General features: G+C 74.2%; 17 protein-coding genes. 12 read left to right on the forward strand and 5 right to left on the reverse strand.

All coding sequences use genetic code 11. From position 1 onward, the window contains the following. Positions 1–94: 94 nt before the first annotated feature. Together cysC and BUE37_RS04055 are read right to left on the reverse strand one after the other, a co-directional pair. Positions 95–634 (reverse strand): adenylyl-sulfate kinase, encoded by a 540-nt coding sequence (gene cysC / locus BUE37_RS04050; RefSeq protein ID WP_245794276.1) that lies wholly within the window; start codon positions 632–634, stop codon positions 95–97. A 32-nt stretch (positions 635–666) separates the two neighbouring features. Next, positions 667–1,137, reverse strand: coding sequence for an RrF2 family transcriptional regulator (locus BUE37_RS04055; protein ID WP_073418750.1), 471 nt, complete (start codon positions 1,135–1,137; stop codon positions 667–669). A gap of 60 nt (positions 1,138–1,197) precedes the next feature. Between BUE37_RS04055 and BUE37_RS04060 the strand changes: the two genes are divergently transcribed. Beyond that, the gene (locus BUE37_RS04060) at positions 1,198–1,974 is read left to right on the forward strand and encodes a (deoxy)nucleoside triphosphate pyrophosphohydrolase (protein ID WP_073418751.1); all 777 of its coding nucleotides are present in this window, start codon (positions 1,198–1,200) and stop codon (positions 1,972–1,974) included. A 110-nt stretch (positions 1,975–2,084) separates the two neighbouring features. On the opposite strand, the gene BUE37_RS04065 is transcribed toward BUE37_RS04060, so the two are convergent. Further along, a complete protein-coding gene (locus BUE37_RS04065) occupies positions 2,085–2,255 on the reverse strand; it encodes a CsbD family protein (RefSeq protein WP_073418752.1) in 171 nt (56 codons plus the stop codon). Positions 2,256–2,607: 352 nt separating this feature from the next. On the opposite strand from BUE37_RS04065, the gene BUE37_RS04070 reads away from it, so the two are divergent. The 7 genes from BUE37_RS04070 (at position 2,608) to BUE37_RS04100 (ending at position 9,957) form a co-directional block, all read left to right on the forward strand. Continuing rightward, positions 2,608–4,266 (forward strand): peptide ABC transporter substrate-binding protein, encoded by a 1,659-nt coding sequence (locus tag BUE37_RS04070; protein WP_217651114.1) that lies wholly within the window; start codon positions 2,608–2,610, stop codon positions 4,264–4,266. Positions 4,267–4,411: 145 nt separating this feature from the next. Then, positions 4,412–5,335, forward strand: coding sequence for an ABC transporter permease (locus BUE37_RS04075; RefSeq protein ID WP_073418754.1), 924 nt, complete (start codon positions 4,412–4,414; stop codon positions 5,333–5,335). Next, positions 5,328–6,299, forward strand: coding sequence for an ABC transporter permease (locus BUE37_RS04080; protein WP_073418755.1), 972 nt, complete (start codon positions 5,328–5,330; stop codon positions 6,297–6,299). The genes BUE37_RS04075 and BUE37_RS04080 overlap by 8 nt, the downstream gene beginning before the upstream one ends. Further along, complete coding sequence (locus BUE37_RS04085; RefSeq protein WP_073418756.1) at positions 6,296–7,357, forward strand: ABC transporter ATP-binding protein; 1,062 nt, start codon at positions 6,296–6,298, stop codon at positions 7,355–7,357. The genes BUE37_RS04080 and BUE37_RS04085 overlap by 4 nt, the downstream gene beginning before the upstream one ends. Then, positions 7,341–8,492 (forward strand): ABC transporter ATP-binding protein, encoded by a 1,152-nt coding sequence (locus tag BUE37_RS04090; RefSeq protein ID WP_245794277.1) that lies wholly within the window; start codon positions 7,341–7,343, stop codon positions 8,490–8,492. Before BUE37_RS04085 ends, BUE37_RS04090 begins: the two co-directional genes overlap by 17 nt. Positions 8,493–8,641: 149 nt before the next feature. After that, positions 8,642–9,538, forward strand: a complete 897-nt coding sequence (gene mshB / locus BUE37_RS04095) for an N-acetyl-1-D-myo-inositol-2-amino-2-deoxy-alpha-D-glucopyranoside deacetylase (protein WP_073418757.1) — start codon at positions 8,642–8,644, stop codon at positions 9,536–9,538. Further along, complete coding sequence (locus BUE37_RS04100) at positions 9,535–9,957, forward strand: hypothetical protein (RefSeq protein ID WP_073418758.1); 423 nt, start codon at positions 9,535–9,537, stop codon at positions 9,955–9,957. The genes mshB and BUE37_RS04100 overlap by 4 nt, the downstream gene beginning before the upstream one ends. Here BUE37_RS04100 and BUE37_RS04105 read toward each other — a convergent pair. Next, entirely contained in the window at positions 9,930–10,673 is a 744-nt protein-coding gene (locus BUE37_RS04105; protein ID WP_073418759.1) for a GNAT family N-acetyltransferase, read from the reverse strand. The genes BUE37_RS04100 and BUE37_RS04105 overlap by 28 nt on opposite strands. A gap of 161 nt (positions 10,674–10,834) precedes the next feature. Between BUE37_RS04105 and fdxA the strand changes: the two genes are divergently transcribed. The 3 genes from fdxA (at position 10,835) to BUE37_RS23650 (ending at position 12,575) form a co-directional block, all read left to right on the forward strand. Next, positions 10,835–11,161, forward strand: a complete 327-nt coding sequence (fdxA, locus tag BUE37_RS04110; protein WP_073418760.1) for a ferredoxin — start codon at positions 10,835–10,837, stop codon at positions 11,159–11,161. A gap of 32 nt (positions 11,162–11,193) precedes the next feature. Further along, positions 11,194–12,276: a succinyldiaminopimelate transaminase gene (dapC, locus tag BUE37_RS04115; RefSeq protein ID WP_175562806.1), complete on the forward strand. Its 1,083-nt coding sequence runs from the start codon at positions 11,194–11,196 to the stop codon at positions 12,274–12,276. A 134-nt stretch (positions 12,277–12,410) separates the two neighbouring features. Then, positions 12,411–12,575 (forward strand): hypothetical protein, encoded by a 165-nt coding sequence (locus BUE37_RS23650; protein WP_175562784.1) that lies wholly within the window; start codon positions 12,411–12,413, stop codon positions 12,573–12,575. Positions 12,576–12,579: 4 nt separating this feature from the next. On the opposite strand, the gene BUE37_RS24745 is transcribed toward BUE37_RS23650, so the two are convergent. Next, on the reverse strand, positions 12,580–13,272 hold the full coding sequence (locus tag BUE37_RS24745; protein WP_073418762.1) for a hypothetical protein: 693 nt from the start codon (positions 13,270–13,272) through the stop codon (positions 12,580–12,582). A gap of 155 nt (positions 13,273–13,427) precedes the next feature. Here BUE37_RS24745 and BUE37_RS04125 point away from each other — a divergent pair, with 155 nt between their 5' ends. After that, entirely contained in the window at positions 13,428–14,534 is a 1,107-nt protein-coding gene (locus BUE37_RS04125; protein ID WP_073418763.1) for an alpha/beta fold hydrolase, read from the forward strand. Positions 14,535–14,589: the final 55 nt, after the last annotated feature.

Below are 14,589 nucleotides of genomic sequence, written 5' to 3' on the forward strand. Positions count from 1 at the left end.
AGGGCGAGGTCGATGTGCAGGCGCGCGACGAGCAGGCTGCCGCGATCCGTCACGCACTCCATGGTCGCACACCGGCGACCGGGGGCGGCCGGGCTCAGGCCGGTGCGTCCATGGCGGCGCGGATCCGGGCCACCGACTCCTCGAGCGGCGTGACCGACGTGTCGAGGACGAGCTCGGCGCGCGCCGGCGGCTCGTAGGGGTCGTCGATGCCGGTGAACCCGGCGATCTCCCCGGCCCGCGCGCGGGCGTACAGGCCCTTCACGTCGCGGGCCTCGCACACCTCCAGCGGCGTGGCCAGGTGCACCAGGACGAACCGGCCGTGCCGCTCGACGAGGGCCCGGGCCTCCTCGCGCGCCTGCTCGTAGGGCGCGATCGCCGCGACGACGACGGTGCCGCCGTGCCGCACCACCTCGCCGGCGACGAAGCCGATCCGGCGGATGTTGAGGTCGCGGTGCTCCCGCGAGAAGGACAGCTCGCTGGACAGGTGCGTGCGGACGACGTCGCCGTCCAGGACGGTGACCGGCCGGCCGTCGGCCTCCAGCCCGGCGACGAGGGCGTCGGCGATCGTGGACTTGCCCGCGCCCGAGAGGCCGGTGAGGAAGACGGTGACGCCACCGTGCTGCGCGCTGCTCACGGGGCGAGTCTCGCCGAGCGGCGCCGCGCCGCTCAGGCGGGGTCGTCGCCGAAGGACCGCCAGGCGCTCTCGACGGCGGCGAGTTCGGCCACGTGCCCGGGCAGCTTCCCGGCGACGACGTCGGCGAGGGTGACCTCCTCGAGCACCCGTCGGTACGCCGCGCGGGCGGCCACCCAGACGCTGGCGAGCTCCTCGGCCACGCCGGGGTAGCTGACGTCCTCGGGGCGCTGGCCGTGCACCTCGGCGAGGAAGCCCTGCTCGACCCGCATGACGCGGGCGATCGAGATCTCCGTGGGCGGCAGGGCCAGCCGGTAGCCGCCCTCGCGGCCCCGCTGGCTGGTGACCAGCCGGGCGTGCTGCAGGTCGCCGAGGATGCCCTGCAGGAACCGCGAGGGGATGCCCTGTGACCTCGCGATCCGGTCGCACGTGAGCGCGTCCGGGGCCACGGCGGCCAGCTCGAGGGCCGCGCGGACCGCGTAGTCGACCCGGGCGGTGATGCGCACGGCGTTCCTCTCCGACGGTGCCTGGACGGCCCATCCTGCCCCGTCTGCGAGGGTGACGGGGTGTACCGGCTGCGCTTCACCACGGTCGTGGCCGCGCCGCTGACCGTCGCCTTCGACGTCGCCCGGGCCCTCGGGCGCCCCTGGCCCTTCCCGCTGGAGGAGGTCGAGTCGGTCCGCCCGGTGTCCGACCGGTACGCAGGAGGACCGGACTCCGGCCGGCGCCGGGTCACCCACGCGCGCACCTTCACGGCCACCGGCGCGGGCACCGTCGTCGAGGAGGAGGTCTCCTGGGAGACGGGCCTGCCGGGGCCGCTCGGGGGCCTGGTGGACCGGGCGGTGCTGCGCCGGCGGGTGCTGCGCGCGATGCGCCGGCACCTCGACGGCTACGCGGCGCTGGCGGCGGTGCGGGCGCTCGACGTCGTCCAGGTGGTGGGCGCGGCGATCGTCCGCGGCGACGGGGCCGGCGGGAGCGAGGTGCTCGTCGCCCAGCGCGGCTCGGGGGCGCTGGCGGGCCTGTGGGAGTTCCCCGGCGGCAAGGTCGAGCCGGGGGAGGGGCACGAGGCCGCGCTCGTCCGGGAGTGCGCGGAGGAGCTCGGGGTCGCCGTCGTCCCGCAGGCGTTCGTGGGGGAGGTGCCGCTCGACGGCGCGGTCGCGGGCGGCGCGCCGGGCGCCTCGACCCTGCGGGTGTGGTGGGCGCGCCTGGCCGGGGGCGAGCCGGTCGCGCACGAGCACCGCGAGTTGCGGTGGGTGCGGGCCGCCGACCTCGAGGCGCTGGACTGGATCGCGGCCGACCGCCCGCTGCTGCCCGCGGTCCGGGCGCTGCTCGCCCGGCTGTAGACGCACGACGGGCGCCGTCCGCAGACGGCGCCCGACGTGACGTGCTGGAACGGCCTCGCTGCAGGGGCCCGCCCCGAGCGGAGCGAGGGGTGGGGGGCAGCGAGGTCCTTCTACTTGAAGACGTCCTTGACCTTCTCGCCGGCCTGCTTGAGGTTGCCGGCGGCCTTGTCGTTGGCACCCTCGGCCTGCAGGTCGCGGTCCCCGGTGGCCTCGCCGACGCGCTCCTTGCCCTCGCCCGACAGCTCCTGGGCCTTGTTCTTCAGCTTGTCGATCCCGCTCACGGTGAGCTCCTCTCCTCGGGTGACCTCCGGTTACCCGCTGGTACAGGCCTGACACCCCCGACGCCCGTTCGGCGGAAGTCCTCCGGGATGAGCGCCGAGGGGCCGCAACACGTGTCGTGACGGGGGCGGCGTACCGTGCCGTTTGCATCGCGCGCCGTCAGGTCGTGAGCATCAGTCACAACTTGGTGACGGCCGTGGACGCTCCTCGCCGGGGGTGCCTAGGGTCGCTCGCGGCGTCCCGGGACCGTTCCCGGGTGTTCACCAGATGGACGCCACGCCCGGCCCTCCGTGCCCGGGCGCGCATGGACCAGTCCGTTCCCCCCGCATGCGCGGGACGAGGGAGGCATCGCACGTGAAGTTGAGCAAGCGCCGTTCGGCGCTCGTCGCGGCCGGTCTGTCCGGTGCGCTGCTGCTGTCCGCCTGTGGCGGCAGCGACGACAGCGGCTCGGGCAGTGGCAGCGGTGGCGGCGAGGGTGGCGGCACCTTCAGCGTCTACATCGGCGAGCCGGAGAACCCGCTCGTGCCGGGCAACACCACGGAGTCCGAGGGCGACCAGGTCGTCAACTCGCTGTGGACCGGCCTGGTCAAGTACGCCGAGGACGGCTCGGTCGAGTACAGCGGCGTGGCGGAGTCCATCGAGTCCGAGGACAACACCACCTGGACCGTCACGCTCAAGGACGGCTGGACCTTCCACGACGGCAGCCCGGTGAACGCCGACTCCTTCGTCGACGCGTGGAACTACACCGCCTTCAGCCCCAACGCCCAGGGCGCCGCCTCCTACCTGTCGCGGATCGCCGGCTACGCCGACCTGCAGGCCCCGGTCGACGCCGAGGGCAACGCGACCGGTGAGCCGGCCGCGACCGAGATGAGCGGCCTGGCCGTCGTCGATGACCTGACCTTCACGGTCACGCTCTCCTCGCCGTTCTCCAACTTCCCGGCGGTCGTGGGCTACAACTCCTTCTACCCGCTGCCGACGGCCTTCTTCGACGACCCCGAGGGCTTCGGCACCCGCCCGATCGGCAACGGCCCGTTCCAGGCCTCCGAGGACTACGTCCCCGGCCAGGGCATCAGCCTGACCCGCTACGAGGACTACGCCGGCGACGACGCCGCGCAGGCCGACGGTGTCGACTACGTCGTCTACGCCGACGTCAACACCGCCTACACCGACGTGCAGGCCGGCAACCTCGACATCGTCGACGTCATCCCGCCCGACGTCATCGAGTCGGCCGAGGCGGAGTTCGGCGACCGGTTCATCGCGACCGAGTCCTCGCAGATCACCTACCTGAGCTTCCCGACCTACGACCAGCGGTTCTCCGACCCGCGGGTCCGCCAGGCGTTCTCCATGGCGGTCGACCGGGACGCCATCTCCGAGGCGATCTTCCAGGGCACCCGCGTGGCCGCGGACTCCTTCATCCCGCCGGTCGTCGACGGCTACCGCGAGGGCAGCTGCACCTACTGCACCCTCGACCCCGACGAGGCCAACCGCCTCCTCGACGAGGCCGGCTTCGACCGCAGCCAGCCCGTCGACCTGTGGTTCAACGCCGGTGCCGGCCACGACGCGTGGATGGAGGCCGTGGGCAACCAGCTGCGCGAGAACATCGGCGTCGAGTACGTCCTGCAGGGCAACCTCGACTTCGCCGAGTACCTGCCGCTGCTCGAGTCGCGCGGTGTCGCGGGCCCGTTCCGGTACGGCTGGAGCTTCGACTACCCGGCGGCGGACAGCTACATCACCCCGCTGTTCACGACGTCGTCGCTCGCGCCGGCCGGTTCGAACTACTCGTTCTACACCGACCCGCAGGTCGACCAGCTGGTCGTCGAGGGTGACCAGGCGGAGACCCCCGAGGCCGGCCTCGAGAGCTACCAGGCGGCCGAGGACATCATCAACGAGGCCATGCCGATGGCCCCGATGTTCTTCACCGAGATCCAGTCGGTGACCTCCGAGAACGTCTCGGACGTCCGCCTGGACCTGTTCCAGCGGATCGTCACCTCCGAGGTCACGGTCAACAGCTGACCCGACCCCGCAGGACCCGCACCACCCGCCGGGGGCGCCCGTCCGACCAGGACGGTCGCCCCCGGCGGCGCGTGTGCGGGGGCCTGCGGCACGATGGACACCGGCGGCGTCGTACACCGGCGCCGCACACACCCCGAGGGGGACCATGGGCCGCTACGTAGCGCGCCGCCTGCTGCTCACCATCCCGGTCCTGCTGGGCGCGTCTTTCCTGATCTTCGCGATGGTGTACGCCCTGCCGGGCGACCCGATCCGCGCACTGGGCGGCGACCGGCCGCTCTCTCCCGCCGTCATCGCCGAGCTGCGCGAGCGGTTCAACCTGAACGACCCCCTGTACATCCAGTACTGGGAGTACATGAAGAACCTGTTCCAGGGGGACCTGGGCACCGACTTCCGCGGCCGCCCGGTGATCGAGACGATCGAGCGGGCCCTGCCGGTCACGGTCAAGCTGGCGATCACCGCCGTCGTCTTCGAGATCCTCATCGGCCTGGTCGCCGGCGTGCTCGCCGGCATCCGGCGCAACAGCTTCTTCGACAACGTCGTGCTGGTCTCGACGACGCTGATCGTCTCGATCCCGATCCTGGTGCTGGCCTTCTTCGCCCAGCTGCTGTTCGGCCTCAAGCTCGGCTGGTTCCCGATCGCGGGGACCAACGACGGCCTCTACAGCTACCTGCTGCCCGGCCTCGTCCTCGCCTCGGGATCGCTGGCCTACGTCGCCCGCCTGACCCGCACGAGCCTGGCGGAGAACCTGCGCGCCGACTACGTGCGCACGGCCCGGGCCAAGGGCCTGCCCACCCGCACCGTGATCGTCCGGCACACCCTGCGCAACAGCCTGATCCCGGTCGTGACGTTCATCGGGGCCGACATCGGCGCCCTGCTCGGCGGGGCCATCGTCACCGAGACGGTGTTCAACCTCCCCGGGATCGGCCGGGAGGTGTTCAACGCGATCCGCTCCCAGGAGGGCGCGGTCGTCGTCGGCATCGTCACCCTGATGGTGTTCTTCTTCATCTTCTTCAACCTGGTCGTGGACGTGCTCTACGCCGTCCTCGACCCGAGGATCCGCTATGACTGACCAGCAGCAGCTCGACCTGCGCAAGGACGAGGTCGAGGCCGGCACCACCACCGGCCTCGCCAGCCCGTCGGTCGACGTCACCAAGGAGCGGCAGAACAGCCTCTGGAGCGACGCCTGGGGCGAGCTCCGCCGCAACCCGCTGTTCTGGATCGGTGCCGTCCTCGGCGTGTTCTTCCTGCTGATGGCGCTGGTCCCGCAGGTGTTCGCCCGCGGCGCCGACCCGCGCTCGTGCGACCTGTCGAACTCGCGCGGCCGCCCCTCGGCGCAGCACTGGTTCGGCTTCGACACCCAGGGCTGCGACTACCTGGCCAACGTCGTCTACGGCGCCCGCAACTCGCTGATCATCGGCGTCATCGCCGTGCTGGTCATCCTGCTGCTCGGCGTCCTCGTCGGGGCGATCGCCGGCTACTACGGCGGGTTCACCGACGGCATCCTGGCCCGGATCGCCGACATCTTCTACGCGCTGCCGCTCATCCTCGGCGCGCTGGTGCTGCTCCGCGTCGGCCCCTCGACCGGCATCCCGATCATCAACTCCCGCGGCCCGGGCGCGGTGGCCATCGCGCTGGCGCTGTTCGGCTGGATGACGGCGATGCGCCTGGTCCGCTCGCAGGTCATCGCGGTCAAGAGCTCCGACTACGTCGCCGCCGCCCGCGCGATGGGTGCCTCGGGCCGCCGCATCCTGGTGCGCCACATCCTGCCCAACGCCGTCGCTCCGGTGCTGGTCTACGCGACCATCACCATCGGCGTGATCATCGCCGCGGAGGCGACGCTGACCTACCTCGGCGTCGGCCTGCAGCGCCCCGCGATCTCGTGGGGGCTGCAGATCGAGGCGGGGCAGGACTCCATCCGCACCGCGCCGCACCTGGTGCTCTTCCCCAGCCTGATCCTGACCCTGACGGTGATGGCGTTCGTGATGATGGGTGACGCCCTGCGCGACGCCCTCGACCCGAGGCAGCGCGCATGACCAACCTCGACCTGTCCAAGCCCACCAGCGAGCTCGCCCCGTCCGGCACCCCGCTGCTCGAGGTCGACGACCTGCACGTGGAGTTCCGCACCCGCGGCGGCGTGGTCAACGCCGTCAACGGCGTGAGCTACAGCCTGGCGGCGGGGGAGACCCTGGCGATCCTCGGCGAGTCCGGCTCCGGCAAGTCGGTCTCGGCGCAGGCGATCATGGGGATCCTCGAGACCCCGCCCGCGGTGATCAACGGCGGCGGCATCTGGTTCCAGGGCAAGGACATGCTGGAGATGTCCGCCGAGGACCAGCGCAAGATCCGCGGCCCGGGCATCTCGATGATCTTCCAGGACGCGCTGTCCTCGCTGAACCCCGTGTACAGCGTCGGCTTCCAGATCGGCGAGATGTTCCGCGCGCACCGCGGGCTGTCGAAGAAGGAGGCGCGCAAGCGGGCCATCGAGCTCATGGACCGCGTGCGCATCCCCGCCGCGGCCCGCCGGGTCGACGACTACCCGCACCAGTTCTCCGGCGGCATGCGCCAGCGCGTCATGATCGCCATGGCGATCGCCCTCGACCCGCGGATCCTCATCGCCGACGAGCCCACGACCGCCCTCGACGTCACCGTCCAGGCCCAGGTCATGGACCTGCTCAAGGACCTGCAGGGGGAGACGGGGATGGGGCTGATCCTCATCACCCACGACCTCGGCGTCGTCAACGAGGTCGCCGACAACGTGGCGGTCATGTACGCCGGCGAGATCGTCGAGCGGGGCACCGTCGACGACGTCTTCAGCAAGCCGTCCCACCCCTACACCGAGGGGCTCATGGGCTCCGTGCCGCAGGTGGAGGCCAAGGGCGGGCGGCTGCGGCCGATCGCCGGCCAGCCGCCGAACCTGGCGCGCATCCCCAGCGGCTGCCCGTTCCACCCGCGCTGCGCCCGCCGCCGTCTCGGCGCGGACGCCGCGCCCGGCCGCGAGTGTGCGACCGACGTCCCGCCGCTGCGGCTGGTCGTCCCGGGTCGCGAGGCCGCGTGCCACTACAGCGAGGAGGTGCTCGGTGTCCCAGCCGAGTGAGCATGGCGCCACCGCGGCGTCGTCCCTGTCGAAGTCGTCCCCGTCCAAGTCGTCCCCGTCCACCGAGGCCGCGCCCGGCGCGCCGACGCTGGCCAAGCCGGCGCCGAGCGGGCTGCGCGGGTCCCTCGGGGAGCCCCTGCTCGAGATCCGCGGGCTGCAGAAGCACTTCCCGCTGACGCAGGGCATCGTCTTCAAGCGCACGATCGGGCACGTCCGCGCCGTCGACGGCGTCGACCTGACCCTGCGCCGCGGCGAGACCGTGGGCCTGGTCGGGGAGTCCGGGTGCGGCAAGTCGACGGTGTCGAAGCTGATCGTCGCCCTGGAGCGCCCGACCGGCGGGTCGATCCTCTACAAGGGCAAGGACGTCGCCCGCATGGGCGGCCGCGCGCTCAAGGAGTACCGGCGCGAGGTCCAGATCATCTTCCAGGACCCGTACGCGTCGCTGAACCCGCGGATGACCGTCGGCGACATCGTCGCCGAGGGCTGGGCCGTGCACGACGACGTCGCCCCGAAGAAGGGCCGGCTCAAGCGCACGCAGGAGCTGCTCGACCGCGTCGGCCTCAACCCCGACTACGTCAACCGCTACCCGCACCAGTTCTCCGGCGGCCAGCGGCAGCGCATCGGCATCGCCCGGGCGCTCGCGCTGCAGCCGGAGGTCATCGTCTGCGACGAGCCGGTGTCGGCGCTCGACGTGTCGGTGCAGGCGCAGGTGGTCAACCTGCTCGAGGACCTGCAGGACGAGTTCGGCCTGTCCTACCTGTTCATCGCCCACGACCTGTCGGTGGTGCGCCACATCTCCGACCGCGTCGCGGTGATGTACCTCGGCAGCATCGTCGAGGAGGGCACCGACGCCGAGGTGTACGGCTCGCCGTCGCACCCCTACACGCAGGCGCTGCTGTCCTCCGTGCCGCTGCACGAGCCGCACCTGCGCGGCCAGAAGGACCGGATCCTGCTGCAGGGCGACGTCCCCAGCCCGGCCGACCCGCCCTCGGGCTGCCGCTTCCGCACCCGCTGCTGGAAGGCCCAGGACATCTGCGCCCAGGAGCCCCCGGCGCTGGTCGACCGCGGCCAGGGCCACCCGTCGGCCTGCCACTTCGCCGAGGCCCGGACGGTCGTCCCCGTCGACGCCGAGTGATCCGTCGTCCTGCCGGACGACACCGCGGCCACGTGCCGTACCCGGCCTGAGCTGAGCCCCGCCGCCGCACCCGGCGGGGACCCTCCGGGCCCGCCACCGGTCACGACACCCCGGTGGCGGGCTCGGGAGGTAGGCGACAATGACCTCTCGTGACCGCTGACCGACGCCTGCTGCTCGTCCACGCCCACCCCGACGACGAGACGATCAACAACGGCGCCACGATGGCCCGCTACGCCGCCGAGGGTGCCCAGGTCACGCTGCTCACCTGCACGCTCGGCGAGGAGGGCGAGGTCCTCGTCCCCGAGCTGGAACTGCTGGCCCCCGAGCACGCCGACCAGCTCGGCGGCTACCGGATCGCCGAGCTCCGCGCCGCGATGGACGCCCTCGGCGTCACGGACTGGCGCTTCCTCGGCGGCCCCGGGCGCTACCGCGACTCCGGGATGATGGGCACGCCGGCCAACGAGAAGCCGCGCGCCTTCTGGCGGGCCGACCTCGACGAGGCGGTCGCCCACGCGGTCGCCGTCGTCCGCGAGGTCCGGCCGCAGGTCGTCGTGACCTACGACGAGCAGGGCGGCTACGGCCACCCCGACCACATCCAGGCCCACCGCGTCGCCATGGCCGCCGTCGAGCGCGCCGCCGACCCCGCCTACCGCCCCGACCTGGGCGGGGCCTGGGACGTCGCCAAGGTCTACTGGTGCTGCACCCCCCGGTCGGTGCTGCGCGAGGGCGCCGAGGCGATGGCCGCGCTGGGGGAGGCCGCGCCGTTCGAGCGGCTGGGCGAGATCGACGACATCCCGTTCGCCGTCCCCGACGAGCTGGTCACCGCCGCCGTCGACGGCCGGGCGTACGCGGGCCGCAAGGACGCCGCGATGCGCGCGCACGCCACCCAGATCACCGTGGACGGTCCGTTCTTCGCGCTGTCGAACAACCTCGGCCAGGAGGTCCTCGGGATCGAGCACTACCGGCTGGTGCGCGGCGGGCGTGGCCCCGCGGGCGGCGGCCCGCAGGGCTGGGAGGACGACCTGTTCGCCGGCCTGCCCGGATGACCCGCGCCGCCACGCTCGCCGGCGCGGCGGTGCTCGCGGTCGCCGTCGCCGGCTGGCTGGCCCTCGTCCAGGTGTTCTGGCTGCCGCTGCGGATCGGCGGCGTGCTCGTGCCGCTGTCGGTGCTCGCCGCGGCCGCCGGGAACTTCCTGCTGGTCGAGGGGGCGCACCGGCTGACCGGGTCGCGGCTGGTCGCCGTCCTCCCGGCGGTCACCTGGCTGGCCGTTGCGCTCTCGGCCACCGCGCGCCGGCCCGAGGGGGACCTCATCGCCGTCGGTACCGGCGGGCTGGGCACCGTCACGCTGGCCTTCCTCGGCCTCGGCGTCGTGGGGGCCGCGGTCGCCGTCGGCCGGGTGCTGGCCACTCCCGCCCGGACGGGCCGGGCCGTGCCGTCTCAGGGGGCCTCGGGCGCCCAGCGGTAGTGGTAGCGGTGGTGCTCGACGTGGCCGGCGCGGCGGTAGAGCTCCCGCGCGGGCGTGTTGGACGCCGACACCTGCAGGTACACCCAGTGCGCCCCCTGCGCGGCGCCCCAGCGGGACAGCGCGGCCATCACCGTGCCCGCCAGCCCGCGACGGCGGTGCTCCTCGGCCACGGTCAGCGCGCTCACGCCGAGCCAGTCGCCGGTGACCACCCCGCGGGCGACGGCGACCGGGGGCGCGCCCGGCTCCGGCCGGACGGCGGCGAAGACGGTGCGTCCGCCGCCGGTCAGCACCGCGCGGGCGCCGGCGGGGTCGGCGTCGGGCCGGTAGAGGGCCAGCCAGTCGTCGGCCGGCGCGGGTGCCAGTTCGACGTCGGCCCCACCGGCGGGCACCAGCGGGGCGGTGAGCACGAGCACGTCCTCCGAGCGCTCCCACCCGGCCGCCGCCAGCACCGCGCCGGCGGCCCGGGCTTGCACGCCGGGCAGCGCGGCACCCGGGCGCAGCCCGCGGGCCCGGTACCAGCGGACGACGGCGTCGGCGGCCTCCGGCAGCGGCAGTCCCGGGTCGCCGGTGACCAGCGCGGTGTTCGCCCGGCCGGTGAACCCGCCGCCGGCCCGCAGCAGCCACCCGCCCAGCGGCTCCTCCTCCGGGGCGGGCCAGCCGCGCGCGGCCACGCGCTCCAGGTCGGCGACCCCCAGCGGCGAGCGGCTCTGTCCCATGCCCCGATCCTGCGGGGTGGGCGGCGGCCTCCTCCTCCCGGGGCGGGCGGGTGCACCCGTCGCGCCCGGCGCGGGGAGCCGGGGCCATACTGATCGGCAGATCCGCGCGCGCCCGGCCCCGAGCCGGGGCGCTGCCCGCACGTCCCCCGGGAGGACCCACCGTGACCTACGTGATCACCCAGGCCTGCGTCGACGTCCTCGACAAGGCGTGCATCGACGAGTGTCCGGTGGACTGCATCTACGAGGGCGACCGGATGCTCTACATCCACCCCGACGAGTGCGTCGACTGCGGCGCCTGCGAGCCGGTGTGCCCGGTGGAGGCCATCTACTACGAGGACGACGTCCCGGACAAGTGGAAGGACTTCTACAACGCCAACGTGGAGTTCTTCTCCGACCTGGGCAGCCCCGGCGGCGCCGCCAAGACGGGCAAGGTCGGCCACGACCACCCGCTGGTGGCGGCCCTCCCGCCCCAGGGCGAGGGGCACTGACCACGACGACGGGGACGGCGGCCGGCCACCGGCTGCCCGACTTCCCCTGGGACAGCCTCGAGGCCGCCCGGGCCCGCGCGGCGCAGCACCCCGGCGGCATCGTCGACCTGTCCATCGGGACGCCGGTCGACGAGACGCCGGAGGTCCTGCGCGCCGCGCTGGCCGGGGCCGGCGACTCGCCCGGCTACCCGATGGCGCTGGGCACCCGTGAGCTGCGCACCGCTGCGGCCGGGTGGCTGCGGCGCCGGCTGGGCGTGACGCTGGCCGACCCGCTGGGCGCCGACCCCTCGGTGGTCCCGACGATCGGCTCCAAGGAGCTGGTCGCGCTCATGCCCACGCTGCTGGGCCTGCGCGACGGCACCGTCGTCATCCCGGAGGTCGCCTACCCGACCTACGAGGTCGGCGCGGTGCTGTCCGGGCTCGCGGTCCGGCGGGCCGACGCCCCGCCGGCCGAGGCCGCCGGGATCGGGCTGGTCTGGCTGAACTCCCCGGGCAACCCGCACGGGCGGGTGCTCACCGACGACGAGCTGCGCGCCTGGGTCACCTGGGGCCGAGCGCACGGCGTACCCATCGTCGCCGACGAGTGCTACGCCACCCTCGGCTGGGAGGTGCAGCCCCGCTCGCTGCTGCACCCCGCCGTCGCCGGCGACGACCACACCGGCCTGCTGGCCGTGCACTCGCTGTCCAAGCAGTCGACGGCGGCCGGCTACCGCGCCGGGCTGCTCTCCGGCGACCCGGTGCTGGTCCGCCGGGTGTGGGAGGTGCGCCGCCACCTCGGCCTGCTCGTCCCCGGCCCGGTGCAGGCGGCGATGACCGCCGCCCTGGACGACGACGCGCACGTCGACGAGCAGCGCGAGCGCTACCGCCGCCGGCGCGAGCGGCTGGCCGCCGCGGTGCGGGCGGCGGGCCTGCGCATCGACCACTCCGAGGCCGGGCTCTACCTCTGGGCCACCCGCGACGAGGACTGCTGGACGACGGTCGAGTGGCTGGCGGGCCTGGGCATCGTGCCCGCGCCCGGCTCGTTCTACGGCCCCGCCGGCGCCCGGCACGTGCGCTTCGCGCTCACGGCCACCGACGAGCGGATCGACGCCGCCGCGGAACGCCTCACCGCCTGAGCGGGCCGGCTGCCAGTCGCCTGCAAGCCGGCGGCACTGCGGCGGCAGTCCTCCGCCAGACACCCGCAAGTGCCGACCGACACGGTGGTCCCACTCGCCGGGCACCCCGCCCGGCCAGGCCGGGAGGCCCCGCCGTGTTCCTCGTCGTGTTCCTGCTCGTCCCCGTCGCCGCCCTCGTGGCGCTGCTCGCCCTCGAGGCGCGCCTGCACCGCGGCCGCAGCCTCGCCGGCGCCGCCGGCGTGTCCGCCGCCTTCGACCGCCCGGAGCTCCACGGCAAGAGCCGCGGCCGGGTGACCTGAGCGCTCAGCCGCAGTTGCGCGTCCGGTCGTCCGTGCGCAGCGCGGCCGTGAGCGCGGCCGCCAGGGGCTCGTGCTGCTGGTACAACTCCGGGAAGCCCGAGCGCTGCACGAGCTGGGCCGCCTCCGTGAGCCGCATCGTGTCCCACCCCGGCACCCGCACCAGCCGGTCGTAGAACTGGCCGGCCGCGTAGACCGGGTCCTGCACCTGCGCGGGCGTGCCCCAGCCCTGTGACGGGCGCTGCTGGAACAGGCCGAGGGAGTCGCGGTCGCCGTAGTCGAGGTTGCGCAGCGTCGACTCCTGCATCGCCGTCGCCAGCGCGATGACGATCGCCCGCTCGGGCAGCCCGCGCTCCTTGCCCACCGCGGCGATCGTCTGGGCGTTGGTCCACTGCTCGCCGCTGAGGGTCACCGACGTCGAGGGCACCGTGCACAACGCCGTCGGCGTCACCTCCGCCGGCCGGTCGCCCTTCCAGACGACCGACACGAGCACGACGACGCCGATCAGCAGCGCCGGCCACCAGTGCCGCCACACCCACGGGTTGCCGCCCTGCGGCGTCGCGGCGGGCGGCCGCGCCGCGGTCCGCTTGGCCGGCGGGCGCTTCGCCGGCGCCTTCCTCGCGGGCGCCTTCTTGGCGGGCGCCCTCCTCGCCGGAGGGCGCTCGGCCGCGAGGCGGGTGCCGGTCCGTGCGCTGGTCATCGCCGTCGACTCTAGGTCGGCTCCGCGGCCGGGCCCCGGACCTCGCGGGGGCCCGTGGTGTGCCTGGTGCACCCGCGGTGTGGCCGCCGTCGCCAGCACGTGCCCGCCGTCGCTAGCGTGTGGCCGCCAGTCCGCCCTCCCCGAGGAGTACCGCCATGGCCGACGTCCTGCTCCCCGGGGTGACCGCCACCCGGGTGCCCACCGCGCGCCTGACCCAGAACGTCCTGCACCCCGAGGGCACCGACCCCGCCGGCCCCGGCGAGGCGGTGCTGTTTGTGCACGGCAACGTGAGCTCGGCGCTGTTCTGGCAGCACGCGCTGCGCACCGTGCACGAGACCGGCCGGCACCGCGTGCTCGCCGTCGACCTGCGCGGCTACGGCGACACCGACCCGCTGCCGGTGGACGCCCGCCGCGGCGTGCGGGACTGGGCCGACGACGTCGCCGCGCTGGTGGACGCCCTCGGCCTCGACCGCGTGCACCTGGTCGGCTGGAGCATGGGCGCCGGCGTCGTCCTGCAGTACCTGCTCGACGCGCCGGCGACGGTGGCGTCGGTGGCGCTGGTCGCGCCGGTGTCCCCGTACGGCTTCGGCGGCACCGCCGGGCCGGACGGGCGCCTGCTGGCCGCCGACGGCGCGGGCTCGGGCGGCGGCGCGGCCAACCCGGAGTTCGTGGCGGCGCTCGCCGCCGGCGACACCTCCGACGCCGCCCCGACCAGCCCCCGGTCGATCCTGCGCTCGTTCTACGTGGCCCCCGGCTCCCTGCCGATCGACCCGCAGCTCGAGGACGTGTTCGTCGCCGCGATGCTGTCCACCCGCACCGGTGAGGACAACTACCCGGGCGACGCCGTCGCGAGCGAGACGTGGCCGATGACGGCGCCCGGCCCGCGCGGGGTGCTCAACACGATGGCGCCGACGGTGTTCGACGTCTCGGGCATCGTCGACCTGCCGGTCAAGCCCCCGGTGCTGTGGCTGCGCGGCGACGCCGACGCGATCGTCTCCGACACCTCGGTGTTCGACCTGGCCTACCTCGGCCAGCTCGGCGCGGTGCCCGGCTGGCCCGGCGAGGAGGCCTGCCCGCCGCAGCCGATGGTCACCCAGACCCGTGTGGTGCTCGACCGGTACGCGGCCTCCGGCGGCGCCTACCGCGAGGTCGTGCTCCCCGGCGTGGGGCACTCGCCGCACGTGGAGCGGCCGCAGGAGTCGGTCGTGGCGCTGCTCGAGCACCTCGACGTCCCGGCCGCGGAGCCCGCGAACCTCACCTGACGCCGGAGAGGCATGGGAAGCTCTCCGCACGTCCCGACTCCCAGGACGTGCGGAA

This window comes from Geodermatophilus nigrescens (assembly GCF_900129495.1).
GTDB classification, from domain to species: domain Bacteria; phylum Actinomycetota; class Actinomycetes; order Mycobacteriales; family Geodermatophilaceae; genus Geodermatophilus; species Geodermatophilus nigrescens.